The 14,056-nt window shown below is 66.0% G+C and carries 14 protein-coding genes; 6 read left to right on the top strand and 8 right to left on the bottom strand.

Translation table 11 applies throughout. From position 1 onward, the window contains the following. Both ACODSK_RS08060 and ACODSK_RS08055 read left to right on the top strand, forming a co-directional pair. Positions 1-948, top strand: coding sequence for a FecR domain-containing protein (locus tag ACODSK_RS08060; protein ID WP_489015177.1), 948 nt, complete (start codon positions 1-3; stop codon positions 946-948). A 105-nt stretch (positions 949-1,053) separates the two neighbouring features. Further along, positions 1,054-3,528, top strand: a complete 2,475-nt coding sequence (locus ACODSK_RS08055; protein WP_489015175.1) for a TonB-dependent siderophore receptor — start codon at positions 1,054-1,056, stop codon at positions 3,526-3,528. A gap of 99 nt (positions 3,529-3,627) precedes the next feature. Here the strand turns inward: ACODSK_RS08055 and ACODSK_RS08050 are convergent, their stop codons facing one another. From ACODSK_RS08050 to ACODSK_RS08040, 3 genes are all read right to left on the bottom strand, one after another. After that, on the bottom strand, positions 3,628-4,221 hold the full coding sequence (locus tag ACODSK_RS08050) for an HAD family hydrolase (protein WP_489015173.1): 594 nt from the start codon (positions 4,219-4,221) through the stop codon (positions 3,628-3,630). After that, entirely contained in the window at positions 4,218-5,087 is an 870-nt protein-coding gene (gene tesB, locus ACODSK_RS08045; protein WP_489015171.1) for an acyl-CoA thioesterase II, read from the bottom strand. The genes ACODSK_RS08050 and tesB overlap by 4 nt, the downstream gene beginning before the upstream one ends. 75 nt (positions 5,088-5,162) lie before the next feature. Beyond that, complete coding sequence (locus ACODSK_RS08040) at positions 5,163-5,732, bottom strand: GNAT family N-acetyltransferase (RefSeq protein WP_489015169.1); 570 nt, start codon at positions 5,730-5,732, stop codon at positions 5,163-5,165. 138 nt (positions 5,733-5,870) lie between these two features. Between ACODSK_RS08040 and ACODSK_RS08035 the strand changes: the two genes are divergently transcribed. Continuing rightward, positions 5,871-6,785, top strand: coding sequence for a histone deacetylase family protein (locus ACODSK_RS08035; RefSeq protein ID WP_489015167.1), 915 nt, complete (start codon positions 5,871-5,873; stop codon positions 6,783-6,785). Positions 6,786-6,936: 151 nt separating this feature from the next. Then, the gene (locus ACODSK_RS08030) at positions 6,937-8,175 is read left to right on the top strand and encodes a TIGR03862 family flavoprotein (protein ID WP_489015165.1); all 1,239 of its coding nucleotides are present in this window, start codon (positions 6,937-6,939) and stop codon (positions 8,173-8,175) included. A 120-nt stretch (positions 8,176-8,295) separates the two neighbouring features. Here the strand turns inward: ACODSK_RS08030 and rhlE1 are convergent, their stop codons facing one another. Both rhlE1 and yedA read right to left on the bottom strand, forming a co-directional pair. Next, positions 8,296-9,621, bottom strand: coding sequence for an RNA helicase RhlE1 (rhlE1, locus tag ACODSK_RS08025; protein ID WP_489015163.1), 1,326 nt, complete (start codon positions 9,619-9,621; stop codon positions 8,296-8,298). A gap of 59 nt (positions 9,622-9,680) precedes the next feature. Then, positions 9,681-10,604, bottom strand: coding sequence for a drug/metabolite exporter YedA (yedA, locus tag ACODSK_RS08020; RefSeq protein WP_489015161.1), 924 nt, complete (start codon positions 10,602-10,604; stop codon positions 9,681-9,683). A gap of 153 nt (positions 10,605-10,757) precedes the next feature. On the opposite strand from yedA, the gene ACODSK_RS08015 reads away from it, so the two are divergent. Next, positions 10,758-11,207: an Lrp/AsnC family transcriptional regulator gene (locus ACODSK_RS08015; protein WP_489015159.1), complete on the top strand. Its 450-nt coding sequence runs from the start codon at positions 10,758-10,760 to the stop codon at positions 11,205-11,207. Positions 11,208-11,268: 61 nt separating this feature from the next. On the opposite strand, the gene ACODSK_RS08010 is transcribed toward ACODSK_RS08015, so the two are convergent. From ACODSK_RS08010 to ACODSK_RS08000, 3 genes are all read right to left on the bottom strand, one after another. After that, positions 11,269-11,874 carry a 3'-5' exonuclease gene (locus ACODSK_RS08010; RefSeq protein ID WP_489015157.1) on the bottom strand — a complete coding sequence of 202 codons (606 nt, stop codon included), beginning with the start codon at positions 11,872-11,874 and terminating at the stop codon, positions 11,269-11,271. Positions 11,875-11,882: 8 nt separating this feature from the next. Then, positions 11,883-12,362, bottom strand: coding sequence for a LabA-like NYN domain-containing protein (locus ACODSK_RS08005; RefSeq protein ID WP_489015155.1), 480 nt, complete (start codon positions 12,360-12,362; stop codon positions 11,883-11,885). Positions 12,363-12,545: 183 nt separating this feature from the next. Then, a complete protein-coding gene (locus ACODSK_RS08000; RefSeq protein ID WP_489015153.1) occupies positions 12,546-13,247 on the bottom strand; it encodes a DUF2076 domain-containing protein in 702 nt (233 codons plus the stop codon). 140 nt (positions 13,248-13,387) lie between these two features. Between ACODSK_RS08000 and ACODSK_RS07995 the strand changes: the two genes are divergently transcribed. Continuing rightward, positions 13,388-14,053: a YciC family protein gene (locus tag ACODSK_RS07995; protein WP_489015151.1), complete on the top strand. Its 666-nt coding sequence runs from the start codon at positions 13,388-13,390 to the stop codon at positions 14,051-14,053. Positions 14,054-14,056 lie beyond the last annotated feature (3 nt).

Here is a 14,056-nt window from a genome sequence, read left to right as displayed (position 1 = left end):
ATGACCCAGCCCCTCGACCTGAGCACGCTGGAGGCCGCCGCCCACTGGTACGTGCGGCTCAACGCGGGCACGCCCGATGAAGCACTGCTGCGCAACTGGCAGGCGTGGCTGGGCCAGCACCCGGCCAATGCCCGGGCCTGGGCACGGGTGGAGAAGGTCCAGGCACAGATGGGCCAGTTGCCGGTGGAGGTTGCCTTGCCGACCCTGGCCGGGGTGCGCGCCCGCCGCCGCGCGGTGCTCAAGACCCTGTCCCTGCTGCTGGCCGCCGGCGCCGCTGGCTGGATCGTCCGCGACAGCAGCACTGGCCAGGCCTTGCTGGCCGACCTGCGCACCGGCAAGGGCGAGCGGCGCACCTTGACCCTCGCCGACGGCAGCACCCTGCAACTCAACACCGACAGCGCCCTGGACATCGATTTCGACGACCGGCAGCGCCTGCTGCGCCTGCACCACGGCGAACTCAGTGTGCAGACCGCCAGCGATACCCGCGCCCGTCCCTTCCTGGTCCAGACCGCCGAAGGCCAGGTCCGCGCCCTCGGCACCCGCTTCTGCGTGCGCAGCGATGCCGGCATCAGCCGGGTCAGCGTGCAGCAGCACGCGGTGGAAATCCGCCCGCGCGACCAGGCGGGCCAGGTGCTGCGCCTGGAGGCAGGGCAAAGCGTGCGCTTCGATAGCCAGCGGATCGCAGCACCCGAGGCCAGTGCGCCCGGGGCCGATGCCTGGACCCAAGGCATGCTCACAGTGATCGAGTGGCGCCTGGGTGATTTCGTCGCGGAACTGCGCCGCTACCGCAGCGGGGTCGTGCGTTGCGACGAGCGGGTCGCCGACCTGCGCCTGTCCGGCGCCTTTCCTATCGACGACACCGACACCCTGCTGGAAAACCTCGCCGCGTCGTTGCCGGTAAAGGTGCGTTACCTGACCCGCTATTGGGTGAGCATCGAAGCCGCCTGAAAAAAATTTCGCCAGGGGGTGGCCATTTTCAAGCGGCAAAACGGCTACGGACATAACGCAGCCTGCAGAGCTGCCTTCTGCCCCGCCACCCGAAAGGAACACCGCATGCCCCCGTTCTTCCCGCGAGCATCCATCCCCCTGGTTCGAGCTGTGCGCCTGGCCCTGTTCGGCCTGCCGCTGGCGTCCTTGCCGCTGCTGTCAGTGGTACCCGGCCAGGCCATGGCCCAGGCCGCCACCCAGCAGTTCCAGATCGCGGCCGGACCACTGGGCACCGCCCTGAGCCTGTTCGCCACCCATGCCGGAATCACCCTGACCTTCGACGCCCGCCAGACCCAGGGCCGCCAATCCGCCGGCCTGCAAGGCGACTACAGCATCGACGAGGGCCTGGCTCGCCTGCTGCTCGGCAGCGGCCTGCGCGCCCAGCGCCAGACCAATGGCGGCTATGTGCTGGTGCCGGCCAGTGGCGATGGCAGCCTGGACCTGGGCGCCATCAGCATCGATGGCCAGGCGCTGGGAGAAACCACCGAAGGCTCCGGCAGCTACACCACCGGGGTAACCCGCACCGCCACCAAGCTGCCGTTGTCGATCCGTGAAACGCCGCAGTCGGTGACCGTGGTCACGCGGCAGCAGATCGACGACCAGGGCGCCAAGAGCATCGCCGATGTGCTGCGCAATACCCCCGGTGTCTCGGGTCAGGTCTACGACAGCGAACGCACCGAATTTTCCAGCCGTGGCCTGGTCATCACCAACTACCAGTACGACGGGGTCAACACGGTCTACGACGGGGTCTACAACGAAGGCATCACCCACGTCGACATGGCCACCTACGACCGCGTCGAAGTGCTCAAGGGCGCCACCGGCCTGATGACCGGCTCGGGCGATCCGTCGGCCACCGTCAACCTGATCCGCAAGAAACCCACCGCACAGTTCCAGGCCTCGCTGACCGGCAGCGCCGGCTCCTGGGACAACTACCGTGGCGAAGGCGATATCTCCGGACCGCTCAACGACTCGGGCAGCCTGCGCGGACGCTTCGTCGGCGCCAAGCAGGACCGCCAGGGCTACCAGGACCACTACCAACTGAAGAAGGACGTCTGGTACGGCATCCTCGAAGCCGACCTCAGCCCCGACACCCTGCTCACCGTCGGTATCGACCAGCAGACCACCACGCCCCGCGGTACCTCATGGACCGGCAACCCGGTGTACTTCGCCGATGGCAGCCGCACCAACTTCTCGCGCTCGTTCAACCCCGGCGCCGACTGGAGCCGCCGCGACTTCCAGAGCCGCACCTATTTCGCCAGCCTGGAGCAGGCCCTGGCCAACGACTGGAGCCTCAAGCTCAGCCTCAACCAGATGGTCTCCGACCACGACACCCGCCTGGCCTCGGCCAGCGGCGGCAACCCGGTCCGCGCGACGGGTGACGGCATGTTCTTCTACTGGGGACGCTGGGAAGGCCACCGCGTGCAGAACAGCGCCGACCTGAGCCTGTCCGGCCCGTTCAGCCTGCTGGGTCGCCAGCATGACCTGGTGATCGGCTTCAACAGTTCCACCTCGCGCCAGACCGGCGCCACCTGGGACACCAGCCTGTTCGGCATGGTGCCCGGCAGCATCTACGACTGGCGCGGCGAGATCGCCCAGCCGGACTTCCAGAAGAACGGCAAGTACGAGCAGAACAAGCGGCAGAACGGCGCCTACCTGGCGACCCGGCTCAAGCCACTGGACGACCTGTCGGTGATCCTCGGCACCCGGGTCAGCACCTTCAAGTACGACGAAAACTACGACTACGACGGCCTCAGCGCGAGCTTCCCCGACAGCCGCGCCAGCTATGAACAGCACGGCGTGGTCACGCCCTACGCCGGGGTGGTCTACGACCTCGACGACACCTGGTCGGTGTATGCCAGCTACACCTCGATCTACCAGCCGCAGACCTACAAGGACGCCAACGGCTCGACCCTCGATCCGGTGGAAGGCGACAGCTACGAGACCGGGATCAAGGCGGCCTTCCTGGGTGGCAAGCTGAACGCCAGCCTGGCACTGTTCCGCATCGAGCAGGACAACGTCGCCGAGTCGATCGGCACCAATCCGCTGACCAACGAGGGTATCTACAAGGCTATCGACGGCGCGACCACCAAGGGCCTGGAGCTGGAAGTGGCGGGCGAACTGGCGGAGGGCTGGAACCTCTCGGCCGGCTACACCTACGCCCGTACCCGCGATGCCGACGAGCAGCGCATCTTCGGTTTCCCGATGACCACCACCAAGCCCGAGCACCTGATCCGCCTGTTCACCACCTATCGCCTGCCGGGGGCGCTGGACAAGGTCACGGTGGGTGGCGGCCTGAACTGGCAGAGTGCGTTCTACGGCAATATCTGGCACCCGGTGAACAACGACTACAGCCGCATCAAGCAGGGCGGCTACACCCTGGTCGACCTGATGACCCGCTACCAGTACGACGAGCACCTGAGCTTCACGGTCAATGCCAACAACGTGTTCGACAAGCGCTACCTGAGCGGGCTGGGCAACTTCGACACCACCTACTACGGCGAGCCGCGCAACCTGATGCTCACTACCCGCTGGGATTTCTGAGGCGGCCAAAGAACCTGTGGGAGCGGCTGTTAGCCGCGATGGCGTCGGTGAATTCACCATCGCAATCGCGGCTAACAGCCGCTCCCACAGAGACCGCGATCAATGCCCCAGCAGCACCTGCAACGCCCGGCAATCGGCAGCATGCCAGTCGGTCAGCTCCGGCCACGGGTTGTCCGGCAGGTTGACCAGCACCGTGCGAGTGCCCGCCGCACGGCCGCAGTCCAGGTCAAAGCGGTAGTCGCCGACCATCACCATCCGCGCCGGCGCCACGTCCCAGGCTTCGGCCAGCTTCAGCAAGCCGCCCGGATGAGGCTTGGGCGGCGCCTCATCGCGACCGAGAACGCTGTCCACCGGGAAACACTCCGCCAGGCCGATGGCCTCCAGCGTGACATGCGCCAGTTCCCGGGCATTGCGGGTCAGGATGCCGAGCTGGTAACCGCGCCCGGCCAGCTCGCGCACCAGTTCCACCGCGCCCGGTGCCGGCTGCGAGGCAATCGCCAGATCGCGCTCGTGCTCCAGCAACCAGGCGTGCTTGGCCTGCGCTTCGGCGGCAGGCAAGGCGGCGAGGTGGGTGAGAATGTCGTCTTCAGGCGGGATGCCCAGGGCTTCGCGGATCGCCGCGAAGTCGTGCACGGCCACGGTCAGGGTGCCGTCCATGTCGAACACCCAGTGGCGAATCTCGGCGAGCTTCATGCCCAGTCCTTGCGGTGACGAATGAGGCCTTCCTGGCACGACGAGGCTACCAGTTGCCCGGCGCGGTTGAAGATGCTGCCGCGGGAGAAGCCGCGACCATTGCCGGCCCACGGGCTATCCATCGCGTACAGCAGCCACTCATCGGCGCGCAGGTTCTGGTGGAACCACAACGCATGGTCGAGGCTGGCGAGCTGCATGTCCTTGTGCCACACGGACTTGCCATGGGGCATCAGCGAGGTGGTCAGCAGACCGAAGTCCGAGGCGTAGGCCAGCAGGTACTTGTGCAGCGCCGGCGCGTCCGGCAGCGAACCGTCGGCACGGAACCAGGCGTACTTCACCGGATCGCCGGGCTTGGGATTGAACGGATCCTTCTCGGTGACCGGGCGCACTTCGATCGGCTTGGGGCACAGCAGCTTTTCCCGCAGGTGCTCGGGCAGGTGATCGGACATGAGCTGGGCCAGCTCCACTTCCGACAGCAGGTTTTCCGGGCCGACCACATCGGGCATCTGCGCCTGGTGCTCGTAACCCTCCTCGTCGTACTGGAACGAGGCGCTGCAGGTGAAGATCGGGTTGCCCTTCTGGATCGCGGTCACCCGCCGGGTGCTGAAGCTGCCGCCGTCACGCACGCGGTCGACCGAGTAGACCACCGGCATGCTCGCGTCCCCCGGACGCAGGAAGTAGCCATGCAGGGAGTGCACGTGGCGCGCCTCCTCGACCGTCTGGCTCGCCGCCGACAGCGATTGGCCGAGCACCTGGCCGCCATAGAGCTGACGGAAGCCCAGGTCCTGGCTGCGGCCGCGGAAGAGGTTTTCCTCGATCGCTTCCAGACTCAACAAATCCACCAGATCGTCCAACACATGGCTCATTCGAGATTCTCCAAAGCAAGGCCCAGGCGGCAAATGATACAGGGTTTGTCATTACTGGCCCGTATGTTCGCTGATTCAGCCGCGCAGGGTGGCCTGCCACTGGGCACGGTTGATGCGGTACAGCACATGGGGACGCAGAGGGTGACCGGGCTCCAGCTTCGGATGCTCGAAGTCGCCGGCGGGATCGGCCTGCATGCCGATGGCCTGCATCACCTTCTGCGAGGCCAGGTTGTCGCGGGTGGTGAAGGACACCACCTCCTGCAAGCTCAACTGGGCGAAGGCGCAGCGCAGGCTGGTCCAGGCCGCTTCGCTGGCGAAACCCAGGCCCCAGTGACGGCGGGCCAGGCGCCAGCCGATTTCCACCGCCGGGGTGAAGTCGGCGTCAAAACCGACATTGAGAAGCCCGGTCATGCCGATGAAGGCCCCGGTGTCCTTGCGCTCCAGGGCCCACAGGCCGTAGCCGTATTCGGCGAAATGGCCGCGGATGCGCCCGATCAGCGCGGCGCTTTCCAGGCGTGTCAGCGGCGCCGGGAAATAGCGCATCACCTGGGGATCTGCACACAACGCGGCAAACTCCTTGAGGTCATCGTCCTGCCATTGGCGCAGCAACAGGCGCGCACTTTCCAGCTCAAGTATCGGCGTCATCACGGCTCCAGATTCAATGGCCTCGCAGTCTACAGCGTAGGCAGGCAATGCTGGCCCTGCATGGCCATCATCGAGCGGCGCTGGCGCAGCTCGCCGGGCAACTGGCAAGATCGCCCGATTGCCACCAGCGGACCGACCATGCGCCTGCCTCTTGTCTACCACGACGACTACAGCCCGGAATTCCCCCCGGAGCATCGCTTTCCCATGGACAAGTTCCGCCTGCTGCACGATCACCTGATCGCCAGCGGCCTGACCACCGATGCCGAGCTGCACCGTCCGCAGATCTGCCCCAACGATATCCTCGCCCTGGCCCATGACCGCGGCTATATCGAGCGCTACATGAACGGCGAGCTGTCCCGCGAGGACCAGCGCCGCCTCGGCCTGCCCTGGAGCGAAGCCCTGGCCCGGCGTACCGTGCGCGCGGTGGGTGGCTCGCTGCTGACCGCCGAACTGGCCCTGCAGCACGGCATCGCCTGCCACCTGGCCGGCGGCACCCACCACGCCCACTACGACCACCCGGCGGGCTTCTGCATCTTCAACGACCTGGCGGTGATCAGCCATTACCTGCTGGAGGCCGGACGGGTGCACCGGGTGCTGATCTTCGACTGCGACGTGCACCAGGGCGACGGCACCGCGCGGATCCTCGAACACACCGCGGATGCGATCACCGTGTCGCTGCACTGCGAGCAGAACTTCCCCGCACGCAAGGCCCGCAGCGACTGGGATATCCCGCTGCACCGCGGCATGGGCGACGCCGAGTACCTGAAGATCGTCGACGACGCCCTGAACTACCTGCTGCCGCTGTACCAGCCAGACCTGGTGCTCTACGACGCCGGGGTCGACGTGCACAAGGACGACGCCCTCGGCTACCTGCAACTCACCGACGAAGGCGTCGCCGCCCGCGATACCTGCGTGCTGCGCCACTGCCTGGGCCGGGATATCCCGGTGGTCGGGGTGATCGGCGGCGGCTACAGCAAGGACCGTGAAGCCCTGGCCCGGCGCCACGGCATCCTCCATCACAGCGCACAACGGGTGCTGGATTACCCACAATGACTGTGGAACCGCTTGTGGATAACCTGCGGGAAAGCCCTTTTACCCCTTTGAAACCGGGGCTGCGCGGACTCTGATCGTTTTTTGTACAGTGCCCTGCCCGGCCCGCCTCGGGTAGAATGCGCGGCCCACTTATCCCCAGCCTGCCGCCGCCATGACCGATTCCCGCCCCTCCGCTCCCGCCCACGTCGCCATTGTCGGAGGCGGCCCCGCCGGCCTGATGGCGGCCGAAGTCCTGGCTCTGGCCGGGGTCCGGGTCGATCTGTACGACGCCATGCCCTCGGTGGGGCGCAAGTTTCTCCTGGCTGGAGTTGGCGGGATGAACATCACCCACTCCGAGCCCTACCCGGCCTTTATCTCGCGCTATGCCGAGCGCAGCGGGGAAATCGCCGCGCTGTTGCAGGGCTTCGATGCCGACGGCCTGCGCGAGTGGATTCACGGCCTGGGGATAACTACCTTCGTCGGCACCTCGGGCCGGGTGTTTCCCAGCGACATGAAAGCCGCGCCGCTGCTGCGCGCCTGGCTCAAGCGCCTGCGCGATGCCGGAGTGGTTATCCACACCCGGCACCGCTGGCTGGGCTGGAATGACCAGGGTGCCTTGCGGATCGGTTATCCACAGGGCGAACTGGCGATCACCCCGGACGCGACCATCCTGGCCCTCGGCGGCGGCAGTTGGGCGCGTCTGGGCTCGGACGGCGCCTGGCTGCCGTGGCTGGCCGAGCGGGCTGTAGATATCGCCCCGTTGCAGGCGGCCAACTGCGGTTTCGAGGTCGCGGCCTGGAGCGATCTGCTCAAGCAGAAGTTCGCCGGAGCGCCGTTGAAGAACATCGCCCTGAGCCTGCCGGGGCAGGCGCCGCGACTCGGCGAGTTCGTCCTGACCGAGAGTGGTGTGGAAGGCAGCCTGGTGTATGCCTGGTCGGGGCAGGTTCGCGAAGCCATCAACCGCGACGGCAGCGCCACCCTGCTGCTGGACCTGTTGCCGAACCGCACTGTGGATAAAGTTGCCCAGGCACTGACCAAGCCGCGTGGTTCGCGGTCGATGGCCAAGCACCTGCACGGGCAGTTGGGGCTGGACGGGGTCAAGGCCGCGCTGCTGCGCGAGCTGACCGGGCCGGAGGTGTTTGCCGATCCGCAGCAACTGGCGGCGGCGATCAAGGCCCTGCCTATCGTGCTGGTACGGCCGCGGCCGCTGGACGAGGCGATCAGCAGTGCGGGCGGGGTCAGGTTCGAGGCGCTGGACGAGGGGTTGATGCTGAAGCAGGTGCCGGGGGTGTTCTGTGCCGGGGAGATGCTCGACTGGGAGGCGCCGACTGGGGGGTATCTGCTGACGGCCTGTTTTGCCAGTGGCAAGAAAGCGGGGTTGGGGGTGCTGGAGTGGCTTGGCCGTAAGTGACGGGTTGTGTGTACCGGCCTCATCGCCGGCAACGCCGGCTCCCACAAGGTCCGGCGGCGTGCGCAATACCTGTGGGAGCCGGCGTTGCCGGCGATGAGGCCCTCAAGAACAAAGCAAAAATCAGGGCTTGCGCTTCTTCGGCCCGGTATTGAACGAAGGCACCTTGCGCACTGCCTTGGCCGGTGCCGCTGGCGCATCGCCGCTGTCCATCCAGCGTCCCAGGCTGCCCTTGGCGCCACTGACCTTGGGCTTCTTCGGTTTCTTCGGCTTTTTCAGGATCTGCCCGCTGGCATCGGTCACCGGCACCCGGTGGTCCGGCTCGAAGCCCGGCTCGTCGTGGCGTGGCAGGGTCTTGCGGGTCAGGGTCTCGATGGCCGAGAGCAGTTGCACTTCATCGGCACACACCAGCGAGATCGCCTCGCCGGTATTGCCCGCGCGACCAGTACGACCGATGCGGTGCACATAATCCTCGGCAACGATCGGCAGGTCGAAGTTGACCACCAGCGGCAGGTCATCGATATCCAGCCCGCGCGCCGCCACGTCGGTGGCCACGAGGATCTGCACTTCCCGCGCCTTGAAGCTGTCCAGCGCGCGCTGGCGGGTAGCCTGCGGGCGGTCGCCGTGGATGCCGTCGGCATTGATGCCCATGCCCACCAGGCGCTCGACCAGTTGGTCCACACCGTTGCGGGTCTTGGCGAACACCAGCACCTGCTTCCAGCGCTGCTTGCGCAGCAAGTGGCAGAACAACTCGGCCTTGCGCTTTTTATCCACAGTGACGATCCACTGCTTGACCGTGCTCGCGGTGACGTTGCGCGGGCTGACCTCGACGCTCAGCGGCTCCTTGAGCATCTGCCCGGCCATCAGGCGGATCTCGTCGGAGAAGGTGGCGGAGAACAGCAGGGTCTGGCGCTTGACCGGCAAGGCGGCGTAGATCGAACGCAGCTCTTCGGCGAAGCCGAGGTCGAGCATGCGGTCGGCTTCGTCCAGCACCAGGGCCTGGAGCTGGTTGAACTTCACCGCGTTCTGGCGGAACAGGTCGAGCAGTCGGCCCGGGGTCGCCACCAGCAGGTCGATGCCCTTGCGCAGCTTCATCATCTGCGGGTTGATGCTGACACCGCCGTACACCGCGTAGGTGCGCAGCGGCAGATGCTCGGCATATTCACGGATATTGGCGTGAACCTGCTCGGCCAGCTCGCGGGTCGGCACCAGCACCAGGGCGCGAACCGAGTTGCTGGCGACCTGGGCGCCTTCGAGGGTCAGGCGCTGCAGCAGCGGCAGGGCGAAGCCGGCGGTCTTGCCGGTGCCGGTCTGGGCCGCGGCCATCAGGTCGCGGCCGGCCAGCACGGCGGGAATCGCCTGGGCCTGGACCGGCGTCGGGGTGTTGTAGTTGAGGCCGTCGAGGGCACGCAGCAGCGGTTCGATCAGGCCGAGTTTGGCGAATGTCATGGAAATACCGTCAGGGGAATTCGTGCAATGGCGCGAAGTTTACCCTGTTCGGCGGTGCTTCACCGAGTCCCGGACAGTTTCGCCGCCATCACTGGTTGCTCCGGCGCCTTGCGCCATTGCGGGATGCCGATCAACACCACCGCACCGATGATCACCGCCATCGCCAGGCACTCCTCGGCACCGATCTGCTCGCCGGCAAACAGGATGCCCAGCAGCACCGCCACCGCCGGGTTGACGTAGGCATAGCTGGTGGCCGCCGCCGGACGCACATGCTTGAGCAGGTACATGTAGGCACTGAAGGCGATGATCGAGCCGAACACCACTAGGTAGGCCAGGGCCCCCCAACCGGCGGCGGTCGGCATCTGGGTCAGGCGCTCGCCGCTCAGGGCGCTGCCGAGCAACAGGGCGACGCCGCCCACCAGCATCTCCGCGGCACTGGCCATCGGCCCCTGGGGCAGCGGCAGGCTTTTGCTCCACACCGAACCGAAGGCCCAGGCCGCTGCGGCGAACAGGATCAGCGCCGCGCCGAACGGACTGGCCTGGAGATTGGAGCCCAGGTTGAGCAAACCAATGCCGACCAGCCCAAGAAAGATCCCCGCCCACTCCAGCCGCGTATTGCGATGGCCGAAAAACAGGCCGAACAACAAGGTGAACAGCGGCACCGTCGCCACCGCCAGCGCCGCCACGCCGGATGCAACCCCGGCATGCTCGGCCAGGGTCACCCCGCCGTTGCCGCAACTGAGCAGCAACACGCCGATCACCCCCGCCGCCTTCCATTGCTGCCAGGTCGGCGCCGGCACCCCGCGCCAGCGCAGGAAGCCATACAGCAGGCTGCCCGCGATCACGAAGCGCAGGCCCGCCATCAACATGGGCGGCCAGGATTCGACGCCAATGCGAATGAACAGGTAGGTGGAGCCCCAGACCAGATAGAGGGCAAGGAAGGAACCGATCAGCAACCAGGGAAAACGACGGGAGGCAGACATGGGGGGCTCGTATTTGAGTAGTTGTGGCGCTAGTTTAAAAAGCGCCACTAGTAAAATTAAGTTTCAAAAAACGCTTATCGAGCCCCTGGACTTTCGAAAGAACGGATCTTCCAGGCATTTCCCTTCGTTTTCACAAGGCCCCTTGCAGACCCCATGGACAAGTACGATCGCATGCTCCTCGCCGCCCTTCTGGAGAACGGCCGCGCCTCCTTCGCCCAGCTCGCCCGCACGGTGAATCTCTCGGCGCCGGCGGTGGCGGAACGGGTGGCCAAGCTGGAGGCCGGCGGGGTAATCACCGGCTACCAGGCCAAAGTCGACATGAGCAAGATCGGCCTGCCGATCCAGTGCGTGATCGAGTTGCGCCTGGCCAGCCACGGCAACCAGCAGGCCTACGAAGCGCTGACGCAGATTCCCCAGCTCACCGAATGCCACCGGGTCACCGGTGACCCCTGCGTGATCATGCAGGCGGCGGTGGGGTCGATGCCGGAGCTGGAAGATCTGATCAACCGCGTGGCGCAGTTCGGCTTCAGCAAGACGTCGATCATTCTCTCCAGCGCGGTGGAACGGCGAGTGCCGCTGGGGCAGTTGGAGAAGAAGGCTTAAGTATTTGCGAATACCGTGGGAGCGAGCTCGCTCGCGAAGGGCCGCAGAGCGGCCCCAAGGCTTAACGGTATTTGTTCAGCATCTCGCGAACCTTGGCGGCAGGAACTTTCTGCAACTTGCACAGGAAGGCGTGATCGAGCTGTTGCAGACCATGGGTCTGGCGCAGTTCGCCCACGAGGTGCTGGAGCAGGTTGGCGGCCATTTCCGCATCGGCCATGGCCCGGTGCGCGGTGCCGGTGTCGGGCAGCCCGGCCCAGCGGGTCAGGGTGCCGAGCTTGTGGTTCGGCGCCGCCGGCAGCAGGCGCCGCGACAACAGCAGCGAACAGGCGAAGGACTGGCTGCGGCTGCGGCCGATACGGCTCAGTTCGTAGTCCCAGAACTTCTGGTCGAAGGCCGCGTTGTGCGCCAGCAGCGGCGTAGTGCCGACAAACTCGGCCACTTCGTTCATCACCCGCTCCACCGGCGGCGCGCTGCGCAGCATGGCGGTGGTGATGCCGGTGAGCCCGGCGACGAAGGCCGGTACCGGCACGCCAGCGTTCATCAGGCTCTGGTAGCGCTCGACAATGCGCCCCTGCTCCAGCATCACCACCGCCACTTCAGTGGCACGGCAGCCGGCGCCGGGGGTGATGCCGGTGGTTTCAAAGTCGATGACAGCGATACGTTCCACGAAAAACCTCAGTGTTTGAGCAGCAGCGCGCCTTCGATGGGCACATAGCGGGAAGCGGCGCGGATCAGCGAATGGGCAGTCAAGCCGGGGACGCCGTAGGCTACGGCCTCGACACCGTGGCGCTGGATCACCCGCTCCAGCAGCAGGTCGAAATCACCGTCGCCGGAGGCCAGCACCACCTGGTCGACGCGGGGGGCGGCGTCCACCACATCGAGGGTGATGCCCACGTCCCAGTCGCCCTTGGCCGAGCCATCGGCACGCTGGATATAGGGCTTGAGCTTCACGGTGAAACCGAGGTTACGCAGGATCTGCTGGAATTGCTGCTGCTTGGCGTCGCCGCGGTCGATGGCATAGGCGAAGGCCTCGACGATCTCGCCGTCGCGGCTCACCTCTTTCCAGAAGGCGGCGTAGTTGAAATGGCAGCCATAGGCCTGGCGCACGGTGTAGTAGAGGTTCTGGACATCGACGAACAGGGCGATTTTCTTCACCACCACCTCCCTTCACAACGGACCTGGGCCCCAAAAAGGGCCCAGTATGCCATGCCATCGGTGTTGTGGTGGATTCGATGGCCTCATCGCTGGCAAGCCAGCTCCCACAGGTTTTGTGAACACCACCAAACCCTGTGGGAGCTGGCTTGCCAGCGATAGGGCCATCAAGAACGACAAAGATCCTCAGACGTAATCATCATCCGAGAAGAACCCGCCACCGTCGTCGCCATAACTGCTGTCATCGGCTACATAACGCTGGCTGTCATCGTTGTTCCAGCCACCCTGGTCGCTGACCTGGGCCGGCTCTTCCTTGATCACCTCGACGATCTCCTCCGGCTGCGAGTTGTGGTGGAACAGGCTGCTGATGCCCTGCGCCAGCATCACGCCACCGGCCACGCCGGCTGCGGTCTGCAAGGCACCACCGAGGAAGCTGCTGGCGCCGCTGCGCGCCGGAGCGGCTTGTGGTGCAGGTGGCGGAGCGCCCCAGTTGGATTGCGGTGCGACACCGGGGCCATCACGCCAGCCGCCGGAGCTGGATGGTGCCGGCGCTGCGGCAGGCTGGCTCGGTGCCGCCGGCCGCGAGCTGGAGCCGAAGATGCTCGACAGGAAACCACCACTGCCCTGCTGCGCCGGCGCAGGACTCGCCGCCCGCGCCTTGGCCTCGGCCAGCTCGGCCTGAAGCTGGCGGTTCTGTTCATCAAGACGCTTGAGCGCCGCTTCCTGGACCAGGATCGCCTGGGCCATGTAGTAAGGAGCCGCCGCATGCTGCTGAACCAGCCCGGCGATATGCGCCTGGGCCTGGGCATCGCGCGGGGCGCCTTCGGCCTCGGCCTGGCGCAGCCTGGTGAACAGGCCATCGATCAGGTTCTGTTCTTCGTGATTCATGACGCGACCTCTCTGGATTACCGGTTGCAGTGAAGATTGGGCCAAGCATGGCGCTTTCAACCGCGCCGTCCCATGAAACTTTGTTCAGGTTCGGCCCCTGAGCTAAAGTGACCGCCTGCTCTGGACTCCGACATCGACCCATGAATCCGCTTACCGTTCTGCGCGACTCCCTGTATTTCTTCCGCCGCCACCTGCTGAGCATCGCCGCGCTGTGCCTGCCGCTGGTGATCATCGAGGCGCTGTGCACCCAGTTGCTCTACGACCAGTTGCCCGACGATGCCCCGATGACCTACGGCCTGCTCGTCGGCCTGCTGTTCTACCCGTTGTACAGCGCCGCCCTGATCCTCTACCTCGACGCCCGCAGCGACGGCCACGAGCCGCTCAAGCGCAACCTGCTCGCCCGCTCCCTGCAGCTGTGGCCGGCGTTCGCCCTGCTGGTGATGCTCAGTTCGCTGCTGATCATGTTCGGCATCTCGCTGTTCATCCTGCCGGGCATCTGGGTGATGACCAACCTGGTGTTCGCCGAGTACCTGCTGGTCCTGCGCGGCTATGCGCCGATCGCAGCGATGCGCGAAAGCTTCCAGATGGTCAGGGGCCACTTCTGGCGCATCCTCGCCTGCATGCTCGGGGTCATGGCACCGCTGTGGCTGTTCGGCGGCATCACCCTGGAACTGCTGCCGAAAGAGGTGAACCCACTGCTGGAACTGCTGGTCAATGTGCTCAACAGCTTCCTGCAACTGTTCAGTACCGTGGTGCTGTTCCGCCTGTACATGCTGATCAGCGACGCACCATCGACACGCGGCTGAACC

The organism is Pseudomonas sp. FG98 (assembly GCF_057808595.1).
Note: the sequence above shows the minus strand (reverse complement) of the source record. Positions and strands in the feature narration are given on the sequence as shown.

Bases quoted from the DNA above. Each gene is read 5' to 3' on its own strand.
- ACODSK_RS08050 (WP_489015173.1), bottom strand. From the start codon at position 4,221: ATGAAGCTCGCCGAGATTCGCCACTGGGTGTTCGACATGGACGGCACC.
- ACODSK_RS08030 (WP_489015165.1), top strand. From the start codon at position 6,937: ATGACCGATTCCCGCCCCTCCGCTCCCGCCCACGTCGCCATTGTCGGA.
- yedA (WP_489015161.1), bottom strand. From the start codon at position 10,604: ATGTCTGCCTCCCGTCGTTTTCCCTGGTTGCTGATCGGTTCCTTCCTT.
- ACODSK_RS07995 (WP_489015151.1), top strand. From the start codon at position 13,388: ATGAATCCGCTTACCGTTCTGCGCGACTCCCTGTATTTCTTCCGCCGC.
- ACODSK_RS08060 (WP_489015177.1), top strand. From the start codon at position 1: ATGACCCAGCCCCTCGACCTGAGCACGCTGGAGGCCGCCGCCCACTGG.
- tesB (WP_489015171.1), bottom strand. From the start codon at position 5,087: ATGAGCCATGTGTTGGACGATCTGGTGGATTTGTTGAGTCTGGAAGCG.
- ACODSK_RS08015 (WP_489015159.1), top strand. From the start codon at position 10,758: ATGGACAAGTACGATCGCATGCTCCTCGCCGCCCTTCTGGAGAACGGC.
- ACODSK_RS08000 (WP_489015153.1), bottom strand. From the start codon at position 13,247: ATGAATCACGAAGAACAGAACCTGATCGATGGCCTGTTCACCAGGCTG.
- ACODSK_RS08055 (WP_489015175.1), top strand. From the start codon at position 1,054: ATGCCCCCGTTCTTCCCGCGAGCATCCATCCCCCTGGTTCGAGCTGTG.
- ACODSK_RS08035 (WP_489015167.1), top strand. From the start codon at position 5,871: ATGCGCCTGCCTCTTGTCTACCACGACGACTACAGCCCGGAATTCCCC.
- ACODSK_RS08040 (WP_489015169.1), bottom strand. From the start codon at position 5,732: ATGACGCCGATACTTGAGCTGGAAAGTGCGCGCCTGTTGCTGCGCCAA.
- rhlE1 (WP_489015163.1), bottom strand. From the start codon at position 9,621: ATGACATTCGCCAAACTCGGCCTGATCGAACCGCTGCTGCGTGCCCTC.